Source organism: Janthinobacterium sp. GW823-FHT01H08 (assembly GCF_058797855.1).
In genome coordinates this window covers 473,179-499,009 of record NZ_CM179504.1, presented here as the reverse complement: position 1 = coordinate 499,009, position 25,831 = coordinate 473,179, and the positions used below count along the sequence as shown (strand labels likewise).

Here is a 25,831-nt window from a genome sequence, read left to right as displayed (position 1 = left end):
GGCTTCTGGCCCGGTTTTTGACTGTAGCATACCGGCCGAAATGACAGAAAGAACTTTGACAGAAATACAAAAGAGACCACGCGCGGTGGTCTCTTTTGTTGTGACAAGATAACGTTTACATGACGTAGGCCGGCTTAACCCGGCGGGCGTAAGCCGACAACATGGTGAGCGCCATCGGTATGTCGGATGACACTTACCAGATGATCACGCGGTTTTCCGGGGCGACATACATCTTGTCGCCCGGTTTCACGCCAAACGCTTCATAGAAGCCAGGCTGGTTGACCATGGTGCCGTTCGCGCGGTACTGGCCCGGCGAATGGGGGTCGGTCTTGATCTGCACGATCTGCTGCGCTTCGCGCATCTTGCTGCGCCACACCTGGCCAAAGCCCATGTAGAAGCGCTGGTCGCCCGTCAGGCCGTCCAGCACAGGCGCCGGCTTGCCGCCCAGCGAGATCTTGTACGCTTTATAGGCGATCGCCACGCCCGAGTTGTCGGCGATGTTTTCGCCCAGGGTCAGCGCGCCGTTGACGTGATAGCCCGGCAATGGGCTGTAACCATCGTACTGCTTGGTCAGCGCGTCGGCCTTGGCGGCGAAGTTCTTGCGGTCGGCCGGGGTCCACCAGTCGCGCAGGTTGCCGTCGCCATCAGACTGGCTGCCCTTGTCGTCGAAACCGTGGCTGATTTCATGGCCGATGACGGCGCCGATGGCGCCATAGTTGACGGCATCGTCCGCGTTGGCGTCAAAAAACGGCGGCTGCAGGATGGAGGCCGGGAAGACGATTTCATTCATCGTCGAGCTGTAATAGGCGTTCACCGTTTGCGGCGTCATGCCCCACTCTTCGCGGTCGATCGGTTTGCCGAGCTTGGCCACCTGGCGCGCGGAACCGAAGTTGGCGGCGCGCATCATGTTGCCCACCAGGTCGCCCTGGACGATTTGCAGCTTCGTGTAATCGCGCCATTTGTTCGGATACGCGATCTTCGGCGTGAACTTGGCCAGCTTGGCTTGCGCTTCCTTCTTGGTCTCCGGGCTCATCCAGTCCAGGGTGTCGATGCTGTCCTTGTAGGCGGCCAGCACGTTTTTCACCAGTTCCTGCATGTGCGCCTTGCGCTCGGCCGGGAAATATTGCGCCACATACAGCTTACCGACGGCTTCACCCAGCACGCCTTCGACGGCACCCACGCCACGCTTCCAGCGCGGCTGGTTTTCAGTCACGCCGCTCAGTACCGTGCCGTAGAAGGCAAAGCTCTCGTCGACGAAGTTTTTCGACAGGTAGCTGGCATAGCTGCGCAGCAACTGCCATTCGAAATACGCTTTCAGGGTGTCCAGGTCCGTGGCGGCCAGCACCTTGTCGTAGCCGGCCAGGTAGCTCGGCTGGTTGACGATGACGTAATCGACCTTGTTGGCGATGCCCAGGGCGGCCAGGCCCGACTTCAGGTCGTAGCCCGGGGTCAGGTCGTTCAGTTTATTGATGTCGGTCTTGTTGTAGCGTTTGACGGGGTCGCGGTTCTCGACCTTGGTCCATTGCACTTCGGCCAGAGCCGTTTCCAGGGCAACGACGGCCTTGGCGCGGGCGGCGGCGTTCTTGTCGCCCGCCATGGCCAGCATTTTTTCCACGTGCGCCTGGTATTTTTCCTTCACGCCCGCCTGCTTGGCTTCCAGGTAATAGTCGCGGTCGGGCATGCCCAGGCCGCTTTGGCTCACGTAAGCCGCATATTTCGTCGAGGCACGCGCATCCTGGCCCACGTAGACGGCGTACGGGGTCGACACGCCCGTCTGGCTCAGGTGGGCGATCAGGGCGGGCACGCCCTTCTTGTCGCGCAGCGAGCGGATGCGGTTCAGTTCGCCGGCCAGCGGCTTCGTGCCCAGCGCTTCGAGCTTGGCTTCATCCATGTAGCTGGCGTACAGGTCGGCAATCTTCTGCGCTTCGGAACCGGCCTTCTTGTTCTTGTCCTGTTGCGTGGACTCGATGATGCCGCGCAACTGTGGCGTCGTGTCGTCGCGCAGCTTGGCGAACGAACCCCAGCTCGATTTGTCGGCAGGAATCTCGGTCGTGGCCAGCCACTTGCCGTTCAAATGGGTGAAGAAGTCATCCTGCACGCGCACGGCGGGGTCGATGTACTGCACATCGATGCCGGAAACGACGCCGGCCGCGGCAGGCGCGGCGCTCGGGGCTACGGTCGGCGCGGCCACGGCGGATACGGGTTCGGCGGCATGGGCAAACGCAGCCAACAGGGTCAGGGTCAGACTGCTTAAGAGATAGCGATTCACGAATTGTCCTTATGGGGCATGTCAAAAAGACCGGGCAGATAGCTGCGGGCGGATAGCCTGCCGCGCCAGGCGCTGCAGGAATGTAGCACGCGGCCATGCCCTTTGGCCAATATTGCCCCCTGACTACCCTGAGAATCGCCGCTCAGTTCGGCCAGGCTCAAGGGGCTTTCATTGTCCAGGCAGGCGCGCATGGCGTGGGCTGGAGCTTATCCATACAGATACAGCAAGTCGTCGATCAGCGCCAGCTCCTGTTGCGTGAACTGCGTGTCGTTGAACTGTCCGATATCTTCGAGCACACCCCGAATCGGCACTTGCCGTGACGGATCCTGAACGATGTCGATCAGCAGGCCGGCATCGGGATACCGCCCCCGCAGATACTTTTCAATCAGCGCTGTGAGCGCGGCACGTGCCTGCAAATCAGTTAACATTTTTTATCCGCTGCCAAGGAAGAAGCGCCAGTCTAAATGAGCTTGAACCCGCCGACAAAAAAAAGCCTGCGTCCGCGGACGCAGGCAAAACCACTTCGGGTCGAGAATGCGAGTCCACTATAGGGCCGCCGCACACGCTTTTTTTCGACTCTTACAAATGCTTACTCCCCTCAAGACCCCCTATACATCGCATACAAAACCGCAACATATGGCAAGCTGGCAGCCCCGTTTTCGCGCGTAGACTGGGCCAAGGCATGCTTTTTCCGCGGCCGGCCCACGCCGGCAGAGATTCAGGTCTATACTTTCAACAAAGCGCCGCTCCAAGGGGACTGGCGCTTGTGCAAGACACGCTAGCTGCAAAGGTGCAATGATGGGCAAACTCAAAAATACCGGCTTGATCGGCCTGGGCGTGGTGGCCGGCGTCGCCGTGTCGCTGCAATTTTCCGCCATGGCGCAAAAAACCGTCGAGCCGCCCCTGCCGCTGGAAGAGCTGCGCCAGCTGGCCGACGTGTTTGGCCTGATCAAGTCCGATTACGTCGAGCCGGTGGAAGACAAGAAACTGCTGGAAGACGCCATTGCCGGCATGGTCGCCTCGCTCGACCCCCATTCCGCCTACCTGGACAAGAAAGCCTATGCCGAGCTGCGCGAAGGCTCCGAAGGCAAGTTCGTCGGCCTGGGCATCGAAATCGGCCTGAGCGAAGACGGCTACATCAGGATCGTCTCGCCCATCGAGGATTCGCCCGCCTACCGCGCCGGCATCAAGGCCGGCGATTTGATTACCCGCCTCGATGGCCAGCCCGTGAAAGGCGTCAGCCTGGACGACAACGTCAAGCGCATGCGCGGCGAACCGGGCACCAAGGTGTCGCTTACCATTGCCCGCAAGGATGAACCGCAGCCGCTGGCGTTCACCATCACGCGCGAGGAAATCCATCAAAAGAGCGTGAAGGCGAAGATGGTCGAACCCGGCTACGCCTGGCTGCGCGTGTCGCAATTCCAGGAACCGACCGTCGACGACATGGCAGCGCAGATCACGGCGCTATACCAGCAAGACCCGAACATCAAGGGCATGGTGCTGGACCTGCGCAACGATCCGGGCGGCGTGCTGCAGGGCGCCATCGGCGTCTCGGCCGCCTTCCTGCCGAAGGACGCGCCCATCGTCTCGACCAACGGCCAGTTGCCGGACTCGAAACAGGTGTTCTACGGCCGCGCCGAATACTATACCTTCCGCTCGGAAGGCGACGCGCTGGCGAAATTGCCGGCTGCCATCAAGAAAGTACCGCTGGTGGTGCTCGTCAACACGGGGTCGGCCTCAGCCTCGGAAATCGTCGCCGGCGCCCTGCAGGATTACAAGCGCGCCACCATCATCGGCACGCAAACCTTCGGTAAGGGTTCCGTGCAAACCATCCGCCAGCTGACGGCCGACACGGCCGTCAAGCTGACGACGGCCCGCTACTACACGCCGAACGGCCGCTCGATCCAGGCCAAGGGCATCGTGCCCGACCTGCTGGTCGATGAGAATGCGGACGGCGACGGCTTGAACGGCTTGCGCATCCGCGAAGCGGACCTGACCAAGCACCTGAGCAACGACCGCGACCAAGAAAGTGCCAAGGCGGCACCCGTCAACGACGAGATGGAAGAGCAATTGCGCATCATCGCCCTGGAAAAGACCCGCAAGCCGCTGGAATTTGGCAGCCAGGACGATTTTCAATTGCACCAGGCGCTGAACCACCTGAAGGGCTTGCCCGTGCAGCTGGCCAAGGCCGAACCGGTGGTGGTGCAGGCCGACGTCAAGAAAGAACAGAAAAAGTAGGCAGTTTGGGGTCAGACCCGCCGGGTCTGACCCCATCACACGCAATACCCCCAGCACCCGTCCACGCGACAAAAATCAATCTTCCGCCACACTTCCCCCTGCCCCGCAACACGAAACTCTCTACAGTCGAGCCCGTTTGTGTAAAATTTGCTTCACTTATCGGCGCCGCGCCGATTGCCAAATTTGAAAGTTTAACCATGAAACAAGTCGTCATCAGCGGTACCGGACTGTACACGCCGCCCTTTTCGATCTCCAACGAAGAGCTGGTCACCTGCTTCAATGCCTACGCGGAAAAGTTCAATGCCGACAACGCCGACGCGATCGCCGCAGGCACGGTGACGGCGCTGGAGCTGTCGAGCGTGGCCTTCATCGAAAAGGCGTCCGGCATCAAGTCGCGCTTCGTAATGGAAAAGGAAGGCATCCTCGACCCGGCGCGCATGGTCTCGCGCATCGCGGAACGGGGCGATGACGAACTGTCCTTGCAGGCGGAAATGGCCGTCGCCGCCGCCAAAGACGCGCTGGCGCGCGCCGGCCGCACGCCGGCCGACATCGACATGGTGCTGGTGGCCTGCAGCAATATGCAGCGCGCCTACCCGGCCATGGCCGTGGAAGTGCAGGATGCGCTCGGCATCGACGGCTATGGTTTTGACATGAACGTGGCGTGCTCGTCCGCCACCTTCGGCATCCAGCAAGCCGTGGCCGCCGTGCAAAGCGGCCAGGCGCGCGCCGTGCTGGTCTTGAATCCGGAAATCACCAGCGGCCACCTGAACTGGCGCGACCGCGACAGCCATTTCATTTTCGGCGACGCCTGCACCGCCATCATCGTCGAAGCGAAAGACACGGCCGTCTCTACGCACCAGTTCGAAATCATCGGCACGGAACTGAAAACGCGCTTCTCTAACGCCATCCGCAACAATTTCGGCTTCCTCAACCGTTTTGACGAGTCCGGCGTGGGCAAGGCCGACAAATTGTTCCGCCAGCAAGGGCGCAAGGTCTTCAAGGAAGTGTGCCCGATGGCGGCCGAGATGATCAAGGCGACCCTGGCCAAGGCCGGCGTGGAAGTGGCGCAAGTTTCCCGCTACTGGCTGCACCAGGCCAACCTGAACATGAACCTGCTGATCGCCCGCCTGATCCTGGGCCGCGACGCGGAAGCAAATGAAGCGCCCGTGATCCTCGACACCTACGCGAACACCTCGTCGGCCGGTTCCATCATCGCCTTCCATAAATATCAGGATGACATGGCGGCAGGCAGCACCGGCGTCATCTGCTCGTTCGGCGCCGGCTATTCCATCGGCTGCGTGGTCGTGCGCAAGCTCTGAGCGCATGGGTGTAACATCGCCTGATTCCTGAATTAGGCGATGTTCGTGACGGATAGGCATGCGTTCGCGGCCACCTGGACGAAGATATAGCACAGGTTTTTTGCAATAAAGCCGCAGGAACATTCCGGCAAGGGCTTTGATGCGTTTATACTTGGCCGCTGAGCAACATCTTTTTCTACCCGCACGTCCCCATAAGGAACCCCACACGCATGCCCCATGACATCAGCCTGATCACCACCATCGCCGCCGCCCTCGGGTTTGGCCTCATCTTCGGCTTCATCGCCGCGCGCCTGAAACTGCCGGCACTGGTCGGCTATCTGGCCGCCGGCATCATCATCGGACCGGCCACGCCCGGTTTTGTGGCGGATGCGGAAATAGCGGGACAATTGGCGGAAATCGGGGTGATGCTGATGATGTTCGGTGTCGGCCTGCACTTTTCCATCGAAGATTTGTGGGACGTGCGCAAGATCGCGCTGCCTGGCGCCATCCTGCAGATCGGCGTCGCCACGGCGATGGGCATGGGCCTGGCCCACTGGTGGGGTTGGACCCTCGGTGGCGGGCTGATCTTTGGCCTGGCCCTGTCCGTGGCCAGTACCGTGGTGCTGCTGCGCGCGCTGGAAGAACGGGGCATCCTCGACTCGCTCAACGGCCGCATCGCCGTCGGCTGGCTGGTGGTGGAAGATCTGGTCACCGTCTTGGTCCTCGTGCTGCTGCCGGCGTTCGCCAGTGTGCTCGGCGGCAAGGTCGCGCCCGATGCCGAAGCCGTCAGCCTGTGGCAAACCCTGGCCGTTACCCTGGGGCAAGTGGCCGGCTTCATCATCTTCATGCTGGTCGTCGGCCGCAAGCTGTTCCCGTGGATACTGTGGCAAGTGGCGCGCACCGGTTCGCGCGAACTGTTCACCCTGTGCGTGATCGCCGCCGCCGTCGGCATCGCCTACGCCTCGACCAAGCTGTTCGGCGTGTCGTTCGCGCTGGGCGCCTTCTTCGCCGGCATGGTGCTGCGCGAATCGGAACTCAGTCACCGCGCCGCGGAAGAGTCCCTGCCCTTGCGCGACGCGTTCGCCGTGCTGTTCTTCGTGTCCGTCGGCATGCTGTTCGAGCCGACCATCCTCATCGACAAGCCCCTGCAAGTGCTGGCCGTGTGCGCCATCATTATCTTCGGCAAGTCGATCGCCGCCTTCTTGCTCGTGATGGCGCTGCGCTATCCGCCGAAAACGGCCATCATCGTCTCGGCCAGCCTGGCGCAGATCGGCGAATTCTCGTTCATCCTGGCCGCCCTGGGCCTGTCGCTGGGCCTGATGCCGCAGGAAGGGCAAAGCCTGATCCTGGCCGGCGCCATCCTGTCGATCGCCCTTAACCCGCTCGTCTTCAGCATGGCCAAGCCGCTGCTGCGCGTGATCGGCAACAGCGAGTTCGCGCGCAAGTTCGAACGCACCACGGACCCGCTGGCCGAGCTGCCGATGACGGTGCCGCAGGAAAAACTGTCGGGCCAGATCGTGCTGGTCGGCTATGGCCGCGTGGGCCGGCGCATCGCCGCCGCCCTGATGGAGCGGGGCATCCACTTTGTCGTGGCAGAGGAAAACCGTGAGATCGTCGATCAGCTGCGCAAGCAAGGCATCCCGGCCGTGGCCGGCAATGCGGGCGAACCGGCCGTACTGATCCAGGCGCACATCACGCACGCCACCATGCTCGTCATCGCCACGCCGGACACCTTCCACGTGCGCGCCATGATCGAGACGGCGCGCGCGCTGAACCCCGCCATCCTGACGGTGGTACGCACGCACAGCGAGGAAGAGGCGGAATTGCTGCGCGCGGAAAACGTGGGCAAGGTGTTTATCGGCGAGCACGAACTGGCCCATGGCATGGCCGAGCACGTGCTGCAGAGTTTTGAGACGGCGAAGAAGGGGCATGGCGGACACTAAGCCAGCGCCCTCTGCAACCAGCAAGCCTGCCCGCTACCCAGCCGGCAGGCTTTCTTTTTACAGGCTGGCGGCCAGCTCCGCCCCTTCCCGTATCGCCCGCTTGGCGTCGAGTTCCGCCGCCAGCGCGGCGCCGCCGATTTTATGGAAGCGGGGGCCGCCCGACGCAAGCGGCTTGCCATCCTTGTCCGTTTCCGGCATGAGTTCCGTCAAGCTGTCCTGGCCCGCGCAGATGATGACGTTATCCACGGCCAGCAGGCGCTGTTCGCCGCCCACGGTGATGTGCAAGCCTTGCCCGTCGATCTTGTCGTAGGTGACGCCGGCCAGCATGGCCACGCCGTTGCGCGCCAGCGCCGCGCGGTGCACCCAGCCCGAGGTCTTGCCCAGCCCCGCGCCCACTTTCGACGTCTTGCGCTGCAACAGGAAGATCTGCCGCACGGGATGCGGCGCTGCGGGCGGCACCAGGCCGCCGCCCGTCGCCGCATTCAAGTCCACGCCCCACTCGCCCGCCCAGGTCGATACGGGCTGCGGCAGCGGGTGCGCCGGGTCGTGCAGCAAATACTCGCCCACGTCGAAACCGATGCCGCCCGCGCCGATGATGGCCACGCGCGCGCCCACGGGCTTTTTGGCTTGCAGCACATCCAGGTAGGACAGCACGGTCGGATGGTCGATGCCGGGAATGGCAGGCAGGCGTACCTTGATGCCGGTGGCGATGATGACGTCGTCATAACCGCCGGCCAGCAATTGCTCGCGCGTCACGCGCTGGCCCAGGCGCAGCTTGATAGTCGACAAGGCGATGCGGCGGGCAAAATAGCGGATGGTTTCCGTAAATTCTTCCTTGCCCGGAATCTGCATGGCCACCTTGAACTGGCCGCCGACGCTGTCGCTGCTGTCGAACAGCGTCACCTCGTGCCCGCATTCGGCAGCCGCGGTGGCGGCCGACAAGCCGGCCGGTCCGGCGCCGACGACGGCCACGCGGCGCGGCACGGCCTTTTTCGCATAGACCAGTTCCGTTTCATGGCAGGCGCGCGGGTTGACCAGGCAGCTGGCGCGCTTGTTGGCAAAGGTGTGGTCGAGACAGGCCTGGTTGCAGCCGATGCAGGTATTGATCTCGTCCGCGCGACCCGCGGCCGCCTTGGCGACAAAGTCAGGGTCGGCCAGGAAAGGGCGCGCCATCGATACCAGGTCGCAGTCACCCCGCTCGAGGATGGCATTCGCCTCGTGCGGCATGTTGATGCGGTTCGACGCCACCACGGGAATCGTCACTTCGCGGCGCAGCCGGCCCGCCACGCTGGCAAACGCGGCGCGCGGCACCGAGGTGACGATGGTGGGCACCCTCGCCTCATGCCAGCCGAAACCCGTATTCAGAATCGTCACGCCCGCCTGTTCCAGCGCCTTGGCCACCGTCACCACGTCGTCCCAGGTATTGCCGCCCTCGACCAGGTCGAGCAGGGAATGGCGGTACATGATGATGAAGTTGGGGCCGACGGCGGCCCGGATGCGGCGCACGATCTCCACGGGCAGGCGCATGCGGTTCTCGATCGTGCCGCCCCAGCGGTCCTGGCGCAGATTCGTGCGCGCGCACAGGAACTGGTTCAATAAATAGCCCTCGCTGCCCATCACTTCGATGCCGTCGTAGCCGGCCTTTTGCGCCAGGCGCGCGCAGCGCACGTAGTCGCAGATGGTGCGCTCGATGCCCCGTTCCGTGAGGGGACGGGGGCGGAACGGCGAGATCGGCGATTTCTTGGCCGATGCCGAGACGACGAACGGTTGATAACCATAGCGGCCCGCGTGCAGGATCTGCATGACGATCTTGCCGCCCTCCTCGTGCACGGCGCGCGTGACCTTGCGGTGGTTGGGCACGTCGCCAAGGAAATTCAAGGTGCCGCCGAACGGCAGCAGCCAGCCTTGCCGGTTCGGCGAGATGCCGCCCGTAACGATCAGGCCCACGCCGCCGCGTGCCCGTTCGCGGTAAAACGCGGCGAGCTTGCCATAATGATAAAAACGGTCTTCCAGGCCCGTGTGCATGGACCCCATGATGACGCGGTTGCGCAAGGTGGTAAAACCCAGGTCGAGCGGGGCCAGCAGATGGGGGTAGGCAGTCATGGTGATCGGTCCGGTAAGGTGGTTGCAGGCCGTACGGTAGCAAGCATTGCCGCTCGCCGCAGCGACTTTCTCTAGACCGGGAGTTCTAAATCGCCCGGCGCGCCCGACGGCGGTGCGTACAGCTTGTGCCGGGCGGTACTTTCCCGTAGGCTAGGTGGCATGAAGCGACTCTTCCTCTGCCTGTTGATGCTGTGCGCCGTCCCCGCTACCGCGCTGGCACAGGCGATACGCCTGGACAAGCTGAAGGTCGAGGTCAAGCGCATCGAGGTTGACGGGCAGCGCATGTATGAAGTCGATGCCAGCGGCAGCGTGCAGGCGCCTCCGGCCTCCGTGTGGAAGACCCTGACCACTTACGAGCGCATGAGCGAATTCGTGCCCGACCTCAGTTCCTGCCGCGTGCTGTCGCGCAACGGCAATGAAGTCATCATCGAGCAGCAGGGCATGGCGCGCTTCCTGTTCATGAACCACCCCATCCACCTGGTGGTGCGGGCCACGGAAACGCCGTTGACGGCCATCGACATCGCCCTGATCTCGGGCGACATGCGGCATTACGAATCGCGCTGGAATCTGTATCCCGTGCCCGAGACGGGCGGCACGCGCATCGTCTTTTCCAGCCGGCTGATGCCGGGCTTCTATGTGCCCGGCATGCTGGGCACGACCATGATACGTGGCGATATCGAACGCATGATGGCGGCCGTACTCACCCGCATCGACAGCCAGTACGCGGAAAAGGCAGGTTAAATCAAGCCAGATAGGTATCGCGGTCGCGGATTTCCGCGAAGTTTTCCAGGCTGCCCAGTTTTACGGTGACGGGGTTGAGGCTCGCTTGCGGCTGCATCGAGCGCCAGGCGAACAGCCATTCCTGTTCGGGCGCTTCGGCACGCGTCTTGGTGAAGGCGGCGCCCAGGGCCGCGCGCTGGCCGTATTCGACCAGGCCATCGATGCCGGCCCAGCTGGGCAAGGTGCGCTGCACGGCGCGGTGCAGGCGTTCGCCGAATTCTTCCGTATTGTGGATGATCAAACAAGCGTCGGCAGGGGCGAACAGGTCGAACAGTTGCTTGTCCCACACTTGCGAAAAACTCAGGGTCAAACAATTGCCCGCTGGCATCAGGCGGAACTGGCCCAGGCTCAGCGCCAGCTCGAGTTCGCTGCACTGGCCGTAGCGGTGCAGGGTGGGGGGACGTTTGTAATCGTGCATGCTGGACTCGTTCTTCAATAGTAGGGTAAACCGGCGCGCCGCCTAGCGGGGCGGGCGGATGTGGCGCCGGATGCGCTGGGCCCTGGCAGCCAGGTAAATTTCGCGCAGTAAATAAATAAAACAGCCGATCAGGCAAATCACGGCCAGCACAAAGAAGGCCGCGATATATTTGTCCAGGGTCAGGTTCAGAATATCGCCCAAAAACAGCATGGCGATGATGACGCAGACGAAGAAACCGCACGCCGTGCTCAGCGAAATCGAATAATTGATCAGATGGGTACGCCGATACAGGGTATCTAGCTCATCCATATAGAAATCGTTGTAGCCGATGTCGAGCCGGTCTTCCAGCACGCGCGTGCGGTCGATGATGCGGCCCAGGCGGTTGGTCAGTACCACCAGCATGGTGCCGATACCGGTCAGCAGGAAAACCGGCGCAATCGCCAGCTGGATGATATGGCCGATGTCGCCGATCTGTATGTTCATGGATAAAAAGTCGTGGGTTCACACCGGCGCCCGACCCTGGCGCCAGCACAGGCCATAGTGTAGCAGGTGGCGCACGCCGGCTGGCCGCTTTGCCAACCGGCGTGTTGCAAGGTCATGCGAAGCCGCGCCCCGGCACAAAGCGCTCGGTGGCGCGCACCAGCGCCGAAGCGATGCCGTGCTCGAGCGCGCCATGGCCCGCGTCGGGAATCATTTCCAACTGGGAACCAGGCCAGGCCTGCTGCAGGCGGTAGGCCGACAGCGGCGGGCAGATGGCGTCGTAGCGTCCCTGCACGATGACGGCCGGCAAATGCGCGATGCGTCCCATGTTGCGGATCAGCTGGTCTTCTTCGAAGAAACCGAGATTGGCCATGTAATGCGATTCGAGCCGGCCCACGCCCAGATCCAGCGCATCGTTCGGCGCGTCTTCCGGCTGCGGCATCAGATACACGCGGCGGCCTTCGAAGCGGCTCCAGGCGCGCGCGGCCGGCCAGTACACGGCCGGGTCGCTGCTGAGGATGCGTTGCACGTAAGCCGCCAGCAGGTCGCCCCGCTCCTCGAGCGGAATCGGGGCGGAGAATTCCTCGTACAGTTCCGGATAAAACCAGCGCACGCCTTCGATGAACCAGTCGATTTCCGCCTGCGTGCACAGGAAAATACCGCGCAGCACGAAACCGAGACAGGCCGCCGGATGCGCCTGGCCATATGCCAGCGCCAGGGTCGAACCCCAGGAGCCGCCAAACACCAGCCATTGGGCGATGCCGAACTGGGCGCGCAGGCGTTCGATGTCCTCGATCAGCAGCTGCGTCGTGTTGTTGCGCCATTCGCCCAGCGGCGTGGACTTGCCGGCGCCGCGCTGGTCGAACAGGATCACGCGGTAGCGCTGCGGGTCGAAAAAGCGGCGGTGCTGCGGCGACAGGCCCGCGCCCGGGCCGCCATGCAGGAACAGCACGGGAATGCCGTCGGGGTTGCCGCACTCTTCCCAATAAATGGTGTGGATGTCATCGACGGCCAGCATGCCGTGCCGGTTCGGCGTCAGGGCGGGAAACAGGGGTGACAAAGAATCGGGCATGGCGAGCGGTCCTTGGAATGGCGGTCAGGGCGCCAGGCACGATTCCTGGCAACTGCTCCAATTATAGTGCGCCCCCGCCGGCTCAGGCCAGCAGCAGGGGCAGGCGGTTCGACGACTTGATCTCGCGCATCGACAGGCTGGACTGGATTTCCGCCACGCCCGGCAGGCGGCGCAGCACGGTCGAGACGAATTCGCCATACGCTTCCAGGTCGCGCGCCACCACTTGCAGGAAATAATCGGCCTCGCCCGCCACATTGTGGCATGACAGAATTTCGGGAATCGTCGCGATCGCTTGCTCGAACTGCGACGGCTGCTCGCCGCCATGGTTGGCAAACACGACGCGTACGAAGGCCACCAGGCCGATGCCCAGCTTCTTCCGGTTGAGCAAAGCCTGGTAGCCGGTAATAAACCCTTCCTCTTCCAGGCGGCGCAGACGACGCCAGACGGGGGTTTCGCTCAGCTTCAAGCGCTCGGCCAGTCGCGCATTCGACAGCCGTCCTTCATCCTGCAACAGCCTGAGTATCTGCAAATCGGTGGCGTCGAGGCTAACTTCTGGAATTTTCATCTAATTTTTGTTTTGATACGAGTGGAATCTACCCGAATACTAGGGCATGCAGGGCAGGAAAAGCAAGCACATTTCATCGCGTCAAGAACATAATGGGGCCCGGCGAGCAGGCTGCAGCGTGCGCATGCTCCCGCTTTCTTTTCGACTGAGCCATGTCCGATTCTACCTTCCTGATGTACCTGCTGGCACTGGCCGGCGCCTTTTTATTGCCGGGCCCCGACATGGCGCTGGTGCTGGCGACGGGCGCCGCGCGCGGCGTGGCCACGGCGCTGGTGACGGCACTGGGTATCGCCGGCGCGCGCGCCGTGCACGTGGCGCTGTCGGGCGCGGGCCTGGCGGCGCTGATGGTCACGCATCCGCAAGCCTTGCAGTGGGTCAAATGGGCGGGCGCCGCCTACCTGCTGTACCTGGCGCTGCGCCTGCTGCAGTCGGCCCTGTCGGCCAAAACAACGGAGGAAAAAGCCGCCCCCGCCACGGCGCACAGCGCCCGTGCCAGCCTGGTGCGCGGCTTCCTGACGAATCTGCTCAATCCGAAGGCACTGCTGTTTTGCAGCATGTTCCTGCCGCAATTCGTCATGGGCAGCGACAGCGTTGGCCTGCAATACCTGCGCCTGGGCGCCATCCTGGTACTGGTGGGATTGCTGTTCGACGCCATCTACGCCGTGCTGGCCGCGCGCCTGGCGCACCGCCTGCGCGGTAAACCCTCGCCTTACGGCAAGTTCGTGCTGCCCACCGTCTTCGTCTTGCTGGCCGGGCGGCTGGTGCTGGGCTGAACTGTCGGCGGCAGCGGCGCTCCGCCGGCAAAGAAGGCGGGGTAATCGTTCAGCAGGCTGCGCTCGAGGTCGTTAACCTTGCGAAATTGCCGCAGCGCCGGCGCCATGGCCCGCCCCGCATCCCAGCTGCGCCAGGCGTTCGGCGCATCGAACTGCGCCAGCAAGGCGTCGCCCAGGTCCTGATACACGGCCGCCATCTGCGGTTTTGCCTGCAGCACTTGCAGATACAAGGCCGTCGCTTGCGGCCATTGCCCCAGCTTGGCGCGCAAATTCCCCTCGAACAAGGCCAGCACGGGCTGCGCCATCCCCGTTTGCGTCCTTAACTCTTGCACGGTGGCCAGCGCGGCTGCGATGCCTTCATGGTCCTTGGCAAGCAATCCTCGCGTCAAATCGTGGATGGGCTGGCATTCCTGCATGGCCAGTATCTGCTGGGGCGACAGCTTGTCGACCAGTTCGCCCGTGGAAAAATGATCTTCCAGCATGGTCAAGAAAGCTTCGAAAGGCTGGTCGGCGGCAAACAGTTTTTCCGCTTCGGCCCGCAGCGCAGGGTGTGCCTGAGGCGCCTGGGGTCCCGGCGGCGGCAACAGCGCCGCCTGCGCCAGCACGCGCTCGAGCGGGGGCGCATCGGCCGCCAGCGGACGGGGCCGGTAGGCGGACAAGGTATAGGTGGCCGGTGCGCCCGCCGTCATGGCGCTGATGCGGAACTGCCGCGTCACCGCGCCGCCCACCTCCTGGTAGTGCAAGGTGAAGTCGGCGGGAATGCGCTTGCCGTCGGCCAGCATCTTCAGCACCAGCGGGTGGCCGCCCCAGGTGTAGCGCAAGTACTGGGCAAAGGCCGTGGCGTCGTCGCCGCTGACGGGACTGCCCGCGATGCCCAGGCGCAACAGGGGCTGCCCGTCAAGCGACCACAGCACGGCGCCGTCGAGCACTTGCGGCTGCAGAGCGCCGCGCCGCTTGTTGTCCAGCACCGACAAAGCCTGCTCCTCATACACGCGAGGCGTTGCGTGCTGCTCCAGGCCGCCCGCCTTCAGCATGCCGCCAAGCCCCTGCCGGTGGCGCAGCTCGGCGGCGCGAAAGCCCACCACGTCGAACAGCGAATACGTGTCGTAGGTGGACGCCGCCGTATCGATGACGTGGCGGCGGCGCGTGGCAAAGTCGAGCACGGACAAGCGCTTGCCATCGCGCACGCTCAGGTAATGGGGACCCAGCACGACATCGCTGTCCTGCGTATCACGCACGGGCAGGCTGGTTTTCACGCCGGGCTGGTTGACGCGCTCGGTAACCACCGTAACGTGGAACGCGACGCTGGCCTGGGCCGCGCTGGCGCCCAGGAAAAGGATGGCGGCCACGCTGGCGCGGCGCAAGGCGGGAACAAGGGTCATGGAGATGATGCAGTGGAGAAATACTGATTCTAAGGTAAATCCGGCGATCTCCTTGTTTTGCTGGCCAGCATAAAAAAAGACAGCCGCAGCTGTCTTTTCTGTTTTACCTCAATACCGATTACGACATGTGCTGGCCGCCGTTGATCGAGATATTCGCGCCCGTGACGAACGCTGCCTCATCGGAAGCCAGGTAGGCGACCAGGCCGGCCACTTCTTCCGGCTTGCCCAGGCGCGCCATCGGAATTTGCGGGATGATTTTGCTGTCGAGCACTTCCTGCGGAATCGCCATGACCATCTTGGTGCCGATGTAGCCTGGCGAAATGGTGTTGACGGTGACGTTCTTGCGCGCCACTTCCAGCGCCAGCGACTTGGTGAAACCATGCATGCCCGCTTTCGCGGCCGCATAGTTGGTCTGGCCGAAAGCGCCCTTCTGGCCGTTCACGGACGAGATATTGATGATGCGGCCCCAGCCGCGTTCCACCATGCCGTCGCAGACGGGCTTGGTCATGTTGAAGACGGAATCGAGGTTGGTGCTCATCACGGCATCCCAGTTCGTCTTGTCCATCTTCTTGAACGTCATGTCGCGCGTGATGCCGGCGTTATTCACCAGCACGTCGACAGGACCGATTTCCGCTTCCACTGCCGCCACGCAGGCAGCGGCCGAATCGTAGTCGGCCACGTCGCACGGATATGCCTTGAAGTCGTAGCCCATGTCCTTGGTCGTCGCCAGCCATTCCTCGACCTTCGGATTGCCTGGGGAATATGTGGTCACCACGCGATAGCCAAGCGCCGCCAGCTTGAAACACACCGCTTCGCCCAGACCACCCATGCCACCAGTTACCAATGCAACTCTTGCCATTTTCATCCCCTCAGTGTCGTTCTATTGCCAAAAAGTTAATTATTTAGTGAAAGCAACCCAGTTCCGCCGAGAATTACAGCGGCGTACCGCCGCGAACCCCGCCGTCACGCACTGCGCGCGACGGCGGGGTTCGGTGCCAGCTACTTAATCACGCTCGATCGCTAAAGCGACACCCATGCCGCCACCGATGCACAGCGCTGCCAGGCCTTTCTTGGCGTCGCGGCGTATCATTTCGTGGATCAGGGTGACCAAGATGCGCGCGCCCGAGGCGCCGATCGGGTGGCCGATGGCGATCGCGCCGCCGTTCACGTTGATCTTGCTGGTATCCCAGCCCATTTCCTTGTTCACGGCAATCGCTTGCGCGGCAAACGCTTCGTTGATTTCCATCAGGTCCAGCTCTTCATGCGTCCAGCCGGCTTTTTTCAGGCACAGACGCGATGCGGAGACGGGGCCCATGCCCATGACAGCCGGGTCCAGGCCCGACGAGGCATAAGCCTTGATGCGCGCCAGCGGCTTCAAGCCCAGTTCCTTCGCTTGCGAAGCGGACATCATGATCACGGCGGCGGCGCCGTCGTTCAGACCCGAGGCATTGCCGGCCGTGACGGTGCCGTCCTTGGCAAACGCAGGGCGCAGGCCGGCCAGCGATTCCAAGGTCGAGCCGGGCTTGATGTATTCGTCGCTGTCGAAGACGACCGTGCCTTTTTTGTTGGCGATTTCCAGCGGCAGGATTTCATCCTTGAACTTGCCCGCTTTTTGCGCAGCTTCCGCCTTCAGCTGCGACTGCAGCGCGAATTCATCCTGCTCGGCGCGCGTCACTTCGTATTTCTTGGCGACGTTTTCCGCCGTGATGCCCATGTGGTACTGGTTGTACACGTCCCACAGGCCATCGACGATCATGGTGTCGATCATCTTGAAGTCGCCCATGCGGAAACCGTCGCGCGAACCGTTCATCGCGTGCGGCGAGGCGCTCATGTTTTCCTGGCCGCCGGCGATGATGATGTTGGCGTCGCCGCACTTGATCGCTTGCGCCGCCAGGTGCGTGGCCTTCAGGCCGCTGCCGCAGACCTTGTTGATGGTGAATGCCGGGATGGAACTGGGCAAGCCAGCCTTGATGACGGCCTGGCGCGCGGCGTTCTGGCCGACGGCGGCCGTCAGCACCTGGCCCAGGATGGCTTCGCCGATCAGGTTCGGGTCGATGCCGGTTTGTGCCAGCAAGCCCTTGATTACATGCGCGCCCAGTTCGGACGCAGGAATCTTGGCCAGACTGCCACCGAATTTGCCGACTGCGGTACGGCCGGCGGCCACGATTACGACATCATCCATTTATTTCTCCGATATGCTGGCCACGAGGGCCAAGGTCAAGGTGCTAATAGAATCCAATTGGAATCCAGTGAATCCGGGAAGACACAGCAAGCTGCGTTTCATTCTAGCGCGGCATGCGCCGCAGTTCCAGCGCCGCACCGCTGGCGGCGGCGATGACAGCCTGCTTGCGGTGGCGGCGGGCAACCTGGCGCGGCGGATAGCCGCTGCCGGGCCGCAAAACGCTTAGGCCTGGCGAGCAGGACGCGTGTTTTTATTTTTATCATACCCTTCATCGGCACCGCCGAAAGTGGTTTTTAGAAAATTATTGAAGGGAATAATCAGGGGCACGGGTGTTTGCTTTACCACCTGCAACAGCTCGCCAAATTTTTGACGCGATGCAGCAAACTCACCCTTTGTCACAGTCTCAAATTTCTCCTGGGTTTCTTGAGCAACATCCTTTGCCTGGCGGCCATATGCACCGATGCGTTCGATGGCCAGTTGCGACTGGGTGCGCGACAGTTGCAGCAGCGCTTGCGTATCCTTCACGGACAGCAGCTGATTGCCCGCCACCGTAGCGGCAGCCAGCGCCGCGCGGGCCGCATCGAGCTGCAACTCCAGCACGCTGGCGCCGCTGTCGACGGCGGCCTGGGCATACGCTTGCGCGCTGATCAATTGCGCTTCCACCACGGCCTTGCCAGCCAATGCCCATTGTTCGGAAAATAAAAACATGTCGTTCCTCCCCAAAGAGTAGGCAGCGCCATGTTGCGCCGCACAGTGCTCAACTGTAAGCGGTGGTTCATTGCTGAACCTTGATATTTATCAAGCTTTGCTGTTGGTTTGTTTCCACCTCAACGTTGATCAAGACGACAACTTGATACCATCGAGCGTAGCCGCGCACTGCTCGCGTATCACGCTGACGAAATCGCGCACATAGGCCTTGTCCTGCAACGGCTCCGGCACGGACACGTACAAATCGCTCCACAAGCCATGCTCGCCCACCGGGCGCGCCACCACATAATCGTAATCGACGTAATTCTTGATGGCCCAGTTCGGCAAGGCGGCGATGCCGCGCCGGCTCGCCACCAGTTGCAGCACGGCCACCGTCAATTCGGCCGTGCGGCGTTCAAACTGGATGCCGGCCGGCCGCAGCACTTCACGGATCAGGTCGATGCGCTCTTCCGGCACGGGATAGGTAATCAAAGTCTCGCCCGTAAAGTCGCTCGCCGCAAGGCGGCGCTGGGCCTGCAGCCGGTGCTTCTGCGCCATCACCACCAGCATTTCAAAGCGGAACAGGGGAAACACGGTGAAATCGGGGCCGTACGGCGAGCCGATCACGAGGTCCGCCTCGCCCGAACGCAGCAAGTCCGCCGGTTCGCTGTGAAAGCCGGAGACAAGATCGATTTCCACTTCCGGCCAGCGCTGGCGGAACGCATCCATCACGGGCATGAGCCAGTCGAAACAGGTATGGCATTCGAGCGCCACGCGCAGCTGCCCCTTGTCGCCCTGCGACAAACGCGCCACGTCGCGCTCGGCCAGCTCGATCTCGGGCAGCAGCTTGTCGGCCAGCTCCAGCAGCCGGCTGCCCGTGGCCGTGAAGGCGATCGGCATCGACTTGCGCTCGAACAAGGGCGCCTTGTAGCGCTCTTCCAGCAAACGGATCTGGTGCGACAGGGCCGACTGGGTCAGGTTGAGCAGCTGCGCGGCGCGCACCAGGCTGCCGGAGGAACGCAGGGCACTCAAGGTGCGCAGGTGGCGAATTTCTAGCATCGGGAAATTGGAGGATATACGTGAATGATTTTCATGTTATTCGGCAAAATGTTTCGTTTTGATTATAGACCAAGTTGCCGCACACTCTAGCGCATTCACATTAAATCTCGATGACATCATGCCCATTCGTACGCACATCCTTGGCTTTCCCCGTATCGGCGCCACGCGCGAACTGACACTGGCGCTGGAAAGCCACTGGCGCGGCGAGCTGTCCCAGGCGGCGCTGGAAGCGACGGGCCGGCAATTGCGCGCGCGCCACTGGGCCGTGCAAAGGGACGCGGGCCTGGCCTACGTCACCGTGGGCGACTTCGCCTTCTACGACCACGTGGCCAGCCATATCCAGCTGCTGGGCTGCGAGCCGGCGCGTTTCAGCTTTGCGCCGGAGCAGTCGTCGCTGTCGCGCTATTTCACCATGGCGCGCGGTGCAGAGACGCACGCCGAGCACGCGGGCTGCCGCCACGGCCATGCGCTGGAAGTGAGCAAGTGGTTTGACACCAATTACCATTACCTGGTGCCCGAATTGTCGCCGCACACCCAATTTTCGCTGGCGTGCGAGCGCCTGCTGGCGGAAGTGGCCGAGGCGCAGGCGCTCGGCCACCAAGTCAAGGCGGCCCTGATCGGCCCCCTCACCTTCCTGTGGCTGGGCAAGGAAAAGACACCGGGCTTCGAGCGCCTGGCGCTGCTGGAACAATTGCTGCCCGTCTACGGCGCCCTGCTCGACCGCCTGAAACAGCAAGGCGTGGCGTGGGTGCAGCTCGAGGAACCGATCCTGGGCCTGGACTTGCCCCATGCCTGGCGCAGCGCCTTCGAGAGTGCCTACTGGCAGCTGAACCAGGTGGGGGTGAACATCCTGCTGGCCACGTATTTCTCGCCGCTGGAAGAAAACCTCAGCCTGACATGCCGCCTGCCCGTGGCCGGCCTGCACGTGGACGGCATCCGCGCGCCGCATGAATTGATCAGTGTCACGGACTGGCTGCCCGCGCATAAAGTCTTGTCGATCGGTATAGTCGATGGCCGCAATATCTGGCGTACCGACCTCGACGCTGCCCTGGCCGTGCTGCAGCCGCTGGCCGCCAAGCGCAACGGGCACCTGTGGCTGGCGCCGTCGTGCTCGCTGCTGCACGTGCCGTTCAGCCTGGAAGCGGAGACGGACCTCGATGGCGACATCAATAGCTGGCTGGCGTTTGCCACGGAAAAACTCACGGAACTTGCGCTGCTGAAAGACGCACTGGAAGGCCATCCCGACGATACCGCGCTGGCGAGGTCCCGCCGGGCCATCGCCAGCCGCCGCGCCAGCCCCCGCGTGCACCGTGCGCCGGTCGCGCAGCGCCTGCAGACGCTGTCGCCCACCATCGACCGCCGCGATTCCGGCTTCCCGTTGCGCCAGGCCGCGCAGCATGCACGCCTGCGCCTGCCCGACTTCCCGACGACGACCATTGGCGCCTTCCCGCAGACGCCGGCCATCCGCGCCGAAATCGCCCACGCCGTGGGCCGCCAGGAAGCGCTGGGCCTGGACGTGCTCGTGCATGGCGAAGCGGAACGCAAGGACATGGTCGACTACGTCGGCGAGCAACTGGACGGCTTCGTGTTGACCCGTCACGGCTGGGTGCAATCGTGCGGCTCGCGCTGCGTCAAGCCGCCCATCATCTACGGCGACGTGCAGCGTCCGGCCCCCATGACGGTCGCATGGACGGCCCATGCGCAAAGCCTGACGAGCAAACCGATGAAGGGCACGCTGACGGGCCCGGTGACGCTCTTGCAATGGTCGTTCGTGCGCGACGACCAGCCGCGCGCCGCCACGGCGCTGCAGCTGGCCCTGGCCATCCGCGACGAAGTGCAGGACCTGGAAACGGCCGGCATCGGCATCATCCAGATCGACGAGCCGGCCATCCGCGAAGGCTTGCCGCTGCGCCGCGGCCAGCGGGACGCCTATCTGGACTGGGCCACGCGCGCCTTCCGCATCGCCGCGTCCGTCGTCAGCGACACGACGCAGATCCATACCCACATGTGCTGTGCCGAGTTCAACGACATCCTGCCGCAGATCGCCGCCATGGATGCCGACGTCATCACGATAGAGACGAGCCGCTCGGACGTGGAACCGCTGACGGGCTCAGTCCAGTTCCAGTACTCGAACGAAATCGGCCCCGGCGTGTACGGCATCCACTCGCCGCGCATCTCCACCGCCGTCGACATGGTGACATTACGGCAAAAAGCCAGCGGCTTGAAGACGCGTGGCTGGCTGGAAACGGAAACAGCGTTGCGTCATATGGTGGAGGCGGCACGGCAGATGCGCGCAGCGTAATCGGACATGGCGCCTGAGGGCGCATGGGCGGCGGCTTTCGGGGCGGCGCACCGGTTTTCCGGGGCGCCGCCCGTTTTTTTTGACATGAAGTAGGTATTGCCCTGCGGAATAGCATGCGCCAGGCCCCTGACGCTGATTTTTTTGCAGTAGAATGCAAGAAATTTACTGCTCCCATTGTTGCCGTACGGAACATCTGGCCTGCCGCAGTTTCACTTTGATAAATGTTTATGTCCAAAAGCCCGTCGCAGAAGCCTATCGAAATCAAGATTTCCACCGTCGTTGCTGTCTCCGCCATCCTGCATAGCGCCGATACGCAGGCACTCGATGCCGCCTTGCGCGACATGACGGGAGGCGTGGCGGACTTTTTCGAAGACGACCTGGCCGTGCTGGACGTGGCGGCCTTGCCGCCCGGCAGCGTGCCCATCGACTGGGCCGCCCTCGTGGCCCTGCTGAAAAAATACCGTTTGAATGCCGTGGCCGTGCGCAATGCGCCGGCCGACATGCATGACGCCATCCTGGCGCAAGGCTTGAGCCTCGACAGCGGCAAGACGCGCGACGATGCGCCGCCCAAGGATGGTCCCAAGGATACGCCCACGGCGGCGGCCCAGTCGGGCGCCGACGCCCAGGTGATGGTGATCGACACGCCCGTGCGGGCCGGCCAGCGCATCTATGCGCGCGGCTGCGACCTGATCATCACCGCCGTCGTCAACAATGGCGCCGAAATCATCGCCGACGGCAGCATCCACGTGTATTCCTCGCTGTACGGCCGCGCGCTGGCCGGCGCCTCGGGCAATCCCCAGGCGCGCATCTTCGCGCTGGCCATGGAACCGGAACTGGTCTCGATCGCGGGCGTGTACCGCACGTTCGAGGATGGTTTCCCTGCAGAAATGGCGCGCGGACCCGCGCAAATTCGTTTGGCTGGAGACAGAATCGATATACACTCTGTCAATCCGGTCACTCCCGTGAACCGCTCTTAAGCTGCACAATTCAAGAGATATCTGAAAAGGATTATTTGTGGCAAGAATTATTGTTGTGACGTCCGGCAAGGGCGGTGTCGGCAAGACGACCTCTAGCGCCAGTTTTTCCACTGGCCTGGCCATGCGCGGCCACAAGACAGCCGTGCTCGATTTCGACGTGGGCCTGCGTAACCTCGACCTGATCATGGGTTGCGAGCGCCGCGTCGTGTATGACTTGATCAATGTGATCAATAAAGAAGCAACCCTGAACCAGGCCCTGATCAAGGACAAGCACTGCGACAACCTGTTCATCCTGCCCGCCTCGCAGACGCGCGACAAGGATGCCTTGTCGGAAGAAGGCGTGGAACGCGTGTTGAACGACCTGATCAACATGGGTTTCGAGTTCATCATCTGCGATTCGCCGGCCGGCATCGAGCATGGCGCGCTGATGGCGCTGACGTTCGCCGACGAAGCCATCATCGTCACCAACCCGGAAGTGTCGTCGGTGCGCGATTCGGACCGCATCCTCGGCATCCTGCAAGCCAAGTCGCGCCGTGCGCAGACGGGCGGCGAGCCGGTCAAGGAACATTTGCTGATCACCCGCTACTCGCCGAAACGCGTGGAATCGGATGAAATGCTGTCCTACCAGGACGTGCAGGAAATCCTGCGCATCCCGCTGGTGGGCATCATTCCCGAGTCGGAGCAAGTGCTGGCCGCCTCGAACCAGGGCAATCCGGCCATCCATTTCACGGGCACGGACGTGGCGCAAGCCTATGAAGACGTGGTCTCGCGTTTCCTCGGCGAAGAGGTCGAGTTGCGCTTTACCAACTATGAAAAGCCTGGATTACTCCAGCGCATTTTTGGGGCGAAGTGATATGGCCTTGCTTTCTTTCCTCTTCCCCCCCAAGCCGAAGACGGCCACCGCGGCCAAGGAACGCCTGCAGATCATCATCGCCCGCGAACGCAGCGGACGCGATGGTCCGGACTTCCTGCCCGCCCTGCACAAGGAATTGATCGCCGTCATTTCCAAGTACACCAAGGTGAATGCCGACGACATCAAGATCTCGCTGGACCGCCAGGGCAACCTGGAAGTCCTCGACGTGAACGTGGTGCTGCCGGACGCGTAGAGCTGGCCAAGCAACAGAGGCGGGCAAAAACAGTACTATAATCAAAGGGTTGACATTCAGTCAGCCCTTTTCGCGTTGTCCGCGACGACATTCACTTATGCAGTACTGGAGCCAACATTGAAAATCGAACGGATCACTCTGCAGAATTTCCGTTGCTTTGAAAATGTGCAGCTCGCTTTCGATCCCCGGTTGACCGTCATCGTCGCACTCAACGGTCAGGGAAAATCGTCCATGCTCGATGCGATCAAGATTGCCTTGTGGCCGTATCTTGCCGGCTTTGACCTGGGCAGCATGTCGCTCGATACTACCGGCATACAGATCGACGATGTGTTTCGCGAAAAACTCGCAGCGCATCAAATGGAATGGCGTCTTCCTTGCGTGATTGAGTCATTTGGCACTGTTGAGCCGATGGTCCATGACCCAGATCGTACTGATCTGGAATGGCATGGGAAACGTTTCCGCGACAGCGTCAAAAGATCCAGCAAAACAAAAAACAATGCGTTCTCCGACGCAATAGCGCTTTACGGCCATGCGCAGGTGCTGGAAAGGCGCGTCTTTGCCAATGGTGAGGTTGAAGCAGACGAATTGCCGATGCTCGGATATTACGGCACAGGCCGATTGTGGAGCCAGAAGAAGCTGGCTGGCAAATCGGATAAAGTGGATCAGGCATCGTTTTCCCGCACCTGGGCCTATCGCGATTGCCTCGCACCTTCGTCAAGTTATAAGGACTTTGCCCAGTGGTACACGAGGGTATTCAAGGCGCTAAGGGATGCACAGATCCGCAATCTCGAAAAGAAACTCGGACCCGATGCGAAAGTCGCCAACGATTTGCTTGCCCCCGTACGCGCCGTGCAACAGGCCATCGACGTGATTCTGGAACCGCATACTGGCTGGCATTGGCTGGAATATAGCGCCGAACACGACGATCTAGTACTGGAACATCCTGATCAGGGCAAGCTCAAGGTCAGCCAACTCAGCGATGGCATACGCAACATGCTGGCGCTCGTCGGTGACATTGCCTACCGCTGCTACAAACTCAATACCCATTATGGCGACAAGGCGGCCCAGCTAACGCATGGCATCGTCATGATCGATGAAATCGACATGCATTTGCACCCGGAGTGGCAGCAGACCGTATTGCCTGATTTGCAAAATGCATTCCCGAATATCCAGTTCATCGTGACCACCCACAGCCCTCAAGTGCTCAGCAGCATTGACGCGCACTGCATACGCCGGCTGGATTGGGAGCTGGACGAAGAAAGCGGGCGCAAGCGCATGGCGGTCAATACGATCGACCAACAAACCATGGGCGTGGCCAGTTCGGACGTACTGGCCAATGTGATGGGTATCGATCCCGTCCCCGATGTCGAACCGGCGCGCCAACTCAGTCACTACATGGCGTTAATTCAACAGAATTTGCATGACGAGCCTGATGGCAAGGCGCTACGTGCAGAACTGAACGCGCATTTTGGTGCCGACCATCCAAAAATGCTGGAGTGCGACCGCTTGATACGCCTGCAAGCCTTCAAACGCAAACTACCGTTGCGCGAGGCTGATGATGCATAAGCTGCAACGCGGTGCTGCGCCGGCGTGCTTGTCCAACTATCGGCATGGTCGAGACAACTGGAAGGCCGTCACTGCCGAAGACAAGCGCGAGATATGGGAGAGGCTTAATGAGATGCAGCAACATCGCTGCGCCTATTGCGAAGGTTCTTTGCGCACCGACAAGAAGCATATCGAACACTTTCGTCAAAACCGAAGGGATTCGAAGGTAATCTTTCTCTGGACAAACCTTTTTGGTTCCTGCAATCGACCGGACAATTGCGGCAAATTCAAGGATGAACTGCCACCTTACGATCCTGCCGACCTGATCAAACCGGACGAGGAAGACCCTGAACACTTTTTCCTGTTCGTCAGCGACGGTAGCGTAGCCGTGCGCGAAGGATTAAATGCCGTGGATAAAAAACGCGCAATGGAAACCATACGCATTTTCAATCTTAATGGCGCCTTACGTGAAATGCGGCGCAGCGCCATCGCCGGTTACATCGAATTAGGAATGGAATTCATTGAGATAGTGGAATCTGGTGATTTGACACGCGAGCAATGCCTCGAATTATATAAAGACGAACTGGCAGCGACAGCATATCTGCCATTTTCCACCGCGATCAAGCACACGTTGATTTCAACATAATGGAAT

23 protein-coding genes are annotated in these 25,831 nt (G+C 61.9%); 11 read left to right on the top strand and 12 right to left on the bottom strand.

The features are described 5' to 3' along the window. Positions 1–193 precede the first annotated feature (193 nt). Positions 194–2,269 carry a M13 family metallopeptidase gene (locus AC3RCG_RS02180; RefSeq protein ID WP_070289420.1) on the bottom strand — a complete coding sequence of 692 codons (2,076 nt, stop codon included), beginning with the start codon at positions 2,267–2,269 and terminating at the stop codon, positions 194–196. Between the two features lie 206 nt (positions 2,270–2,475). Continuing rightward, a complete protein-coding gene (locus AC3RCG_RS02175) occupies positions 2,476–2,697 on the bottom strand; it encodes a hypothetical protein (protein WP_230504228.1) in 222 nt (73 codons plus the stop codon). Between the two features lie 367 nt (positions 2,698–3,064). Between AC3RCG_RS02175 and AC3RCG_RS02170 the strand changes: the two genes are divergently transcribed. The 3 genes from AC3RCG_RS02170 (at position 3,065) to AC3RCG_RS02160 (ending at position 7,748) form a co-directional block, all read left to right on the top strand. Then, the gene (locus tag AC3RCG_RS02170) at positions 3,065–4,507 is read left to right on the top strand and encodes a S41 family peptidase (RefSeq protein WP_492402425.1); all 1,443 of its coding nucleotides are present in this window, start codon (positions 3,065–3,067) and stop codon (positions 4,505–4,507) included. Between the two features lie 197 nt (positions 4,508–4,704). After that, positions 4,705–5,826 (top strand): beta-ketoacyl-ACP synthase III, encoded by a 1,122-nt coding sequence (locus AC3RCG_RS02165; RefSeq protein WP_492402426.1) that lies wholly within the window; start codon positions 4,705–4,707, stop codon positions 5,824–5,826. Between the two features lie 209 nt (positions 5,827–6,035). Beyond that, positions 6,036–7,748, top strand: coding sequence for a cation:proton antiporter domain-containing protein (locus AC3RCG_RS02160; protein ID WP_492402427.1), 1,713 nt, complete (start codon positions 6,036–6,038; stop codon positions 7,746–7,748). A gap of 57 nt (positions 7,749–7,805) precedes the next feature. On the opposite strand, the gene AC3RCG_RS02155 is transcribed toward AC3RCG_RS02160, so the two are convergent. Then, complete coding sequence (locus tag AC3RCG_RS02155; RefSeq protein ID WP_492402428.1) at positions 7,806–9,851, bottom strand: oxidoreductase; 2,046 nt, start codon at positions 9,849–9,851, stop codon at positions 7,806–7,808. A gap of 159 nt (positions 9,852–10,010) precedes the next feature. Between AC3RCG_RS02155 and AC3RCG_RS02150 the strand changes: the two genes are divergently transcribed. After that, positions 10,011–10,592 carry an SRPBCC family protein gene (locus tag AC3RCG_RS02150; protein ID WP_227742081.1) on the top strand — a complete coding sequence of 194 codons (582 nt, stop codon included), beginning with the start codon at positions 10,011–10,013 and terminating at the stop codon, positions 10,590–10,592. Position 10,593: 1 nt separating this feature from the next. On the opposite strand, the gene AC3RCG_RS02145 is transcribed toward AC3RCG_RS02150, so the two are convergent. The 4 genes from AC3RCG_RS02145 to AC3RCG_RS02130 form a co-directional block, all read right to left on the bottom strand. Beyond that, a complete protein-coding gene (locus AC3RCG_RS02145) occupies positions 10,594–11,049 on the bottom strand; it encodes a hypothetical protein (RefSeq protein ID WP_492402429.1) in 456 nt (151 codons plus the stop codon). A gap of 42 nt (positions 11,050–11,091) precedes the next feature. Continuing rightward, positions 11,092–11,532, bottom strand: a complete 441-nt coding sequence (locus AC3RCG_RS02140) for a DUF2721 domain-containing protein (RefSeq protein ID WP_070219003.1) — start codon at positions 11,530–11,532, stop codon at positions 11,092–11,094. 112 nt (positions 11,533–11,644) lie between these two features. Then, positions 11,645–12,601: a prolyl aminopeptidase gene (gene pip, locus AC3RCG_RS02135; RefSeq protein WP_492402430.1), complete on the bottom strand. Its 957-nt coding sequence runs from the start codon at positions 12,599–12,601 to the stop codon at positions 11,645–11,647. An 82-nt stretch (positions 12,602–12,683) separates the two neighbouring features. Beyond that, positions 12,684–13,166, bottom strand: a complete 483-nt coding sequence (locus AC3RCG_RS02130; RefSeq protein WP_034783718.1) for an Lrp/AsnC family transcriptional regulator — start codon at positions 13,164–13,166, stop codon at positions 12,684–12,686. Between the two features lie 152 nt (positions 13,167–13,318). On the opposite strand from AC3RCG_RS02130, the gene AC3RCG_RS02125 reads away from it, so the two are divergent. Then, a complete protein-coding gene (locus AC3RCG_RS02125) occupies positions 13,319–13,939 on the top strand; it encodes a LysE family translocator (protein WP_492402431.1) in 621 nt (206 codons plus the stop codon). Here AC3RCG_RS02125 and AC3RCG_RS02120 read toward each other — a convergent pair. From AC3RCG_RS02120 to AC3RCG_RS02100, 5 genes are all read right to left on the bottom strand, one after another. Further along, the gene (locus AC3RCG_RS02120; RefSeq protein WP_492402432.1) at positions 13,876–15,321 is read right to left on the bottom strand and encodes a hypothetical protein; all 1,446 of its coding nucleotides are present in this window, start codon (positions 15,319–15,321) and stop codon (positions 13,876–13,878) included. The two genes, AC3RCG_RS02125 and AC3RCG_RS02120, sit on opposite strands and share 64 nt — an antisense overlap. A gap of 118 nt (positions 15,322–15,439) precedes the next feature. After that, entirely contained in the window at positions 15,440–16,180 is a 741-nt protein-coding gene (phbB, locus tag AC3RCG_RS02115) for an acetoacetyl-CoA reductase (protein WP_070219113.1), read from the bottom strand. A 144-nt stretch (positions 16,181–16,324) separates the two neighbouring features. Next, positions 16,325–17,503 (bottom strand): acetyl-CoA C-acetyltransferase, encoded by a 1,179-nt coding sequence (locus tag AC3RCG_RS02110; RefSeq protein ID WP_034783723.1) that lies wholly within the window; start codon positions 17,501–17,503, stop codon positions 16,325–16,327. Positions 17,504–17,725: 222 nt separating this feature from the next. Continuing rightward, positions 17,726–18,211 (bottom strand): phasin family protein, encoded by a 486-nt coding sequence (locus AC3RCG_RS02105; RefSeq protein WP_492402433.1) that lies wholly within the window; start codon positions 18,209–18,211, stop codon positions 17,726–17,728. 129 nt (positions 18,212–18,340) lie between these two features. Beyond that, positions 18,341–19,249, bottom strand: a complete 909-nt coding sequence (locus AC3RCG_RS02100) for a LysR family transcriptional regulator (RefSeq protein WP_492402434.1) — start codon at positions 19,247–19,249, stop codon at positions 18,341–18,343. A 118-nt stretch (positions 19,250–19,367) separates the two neighbouring features. On the opposite strand from AC3RCG_RS02100, the gene AC3RCG_RS02095 reads away from it, so the two are divergent. From AC3RCG_RS02095 to ptuB, 6 genes are all read left to right on the top strand, one after another. After that, positions 19,368–21,551 carry a 5-methyltetrahydropteroyltriglutamate--homocysteine S-methyltransferase gene (locus AC3RCG_RS02095; protein WP_492402435.1) on the top strand — a complete coding sequence of 728 codons (2,184 nt, stop codon included), beginning with the start codon at positions 19,368–19,370 and terminating at the stop codon, positions 21,549–21,551. Positions 21,552–21,778: 227 nt separating this feature from the next. After that, a complete protein-coding gene (minC, locus tag AC3RCG_RS02090; protein WP_070289408.1) occupies positions 21,779–22,528 on the top strand; it encodes a septum site-determining protein MinC in 750 nt (249 codons plus the stop codon). Between the two features lie 37 nt (positions 22,529–22,565). Beyond that, positions 22,566–23,381 (top strand): septum site-determining protein MinD, encoded by an 816-nt coding sequence (gene minD / locus AC3RCG_RS02085; RefSeq protein WP_034752889.1) that lies wholly within the window; start codon positions 22,566–22,568, stop codon positions 23,379–23,381. A 1-nt stretch (position 23,382) separates the two neighbouring features. Then, positions 23,383–23,634 (top strand): cell division topological specificity factor MinE, encoded by a 252-nt coding sequence (gene minE / locus AC3RCG_RS02080; RefSeq protein ID WP_034752886.1) that lies wholly within the window; start codon positions 23,383–23,385, stop codon positions 23,632–23,634. A 117-nt stretch (positions 23,635–23,751) separates the two neighbouring features. Beyond that, on the top strand, positions 23,752–25,200 hold the full coding sequence (locus tag AC3RCG_RS02075) for an AAA family ATPase (RefSeq protein WP_121670827.1): 1,449 nt from the start codon (positions 23,752–23,754) through the stop codon (positions 25,198–25,200). Next, a complete protein-coding gene (gene ptuB, locus AC3RCG_RS02070; protein ID WP_240453496.1) occupies positions 25,190–25,825 on the top strand; it encodes a retron Ec78 anti-phage system effector HNH endonuclease PtuB in 636 nt (211 codons plus the stop codon). The genes AC3RCG_RS02075 and ptuB overlap by 11 nt, the downstream gene beginning before the upstream one ends. Positions 25,826–25,831 lie beyond the last annotated feature (6 nt).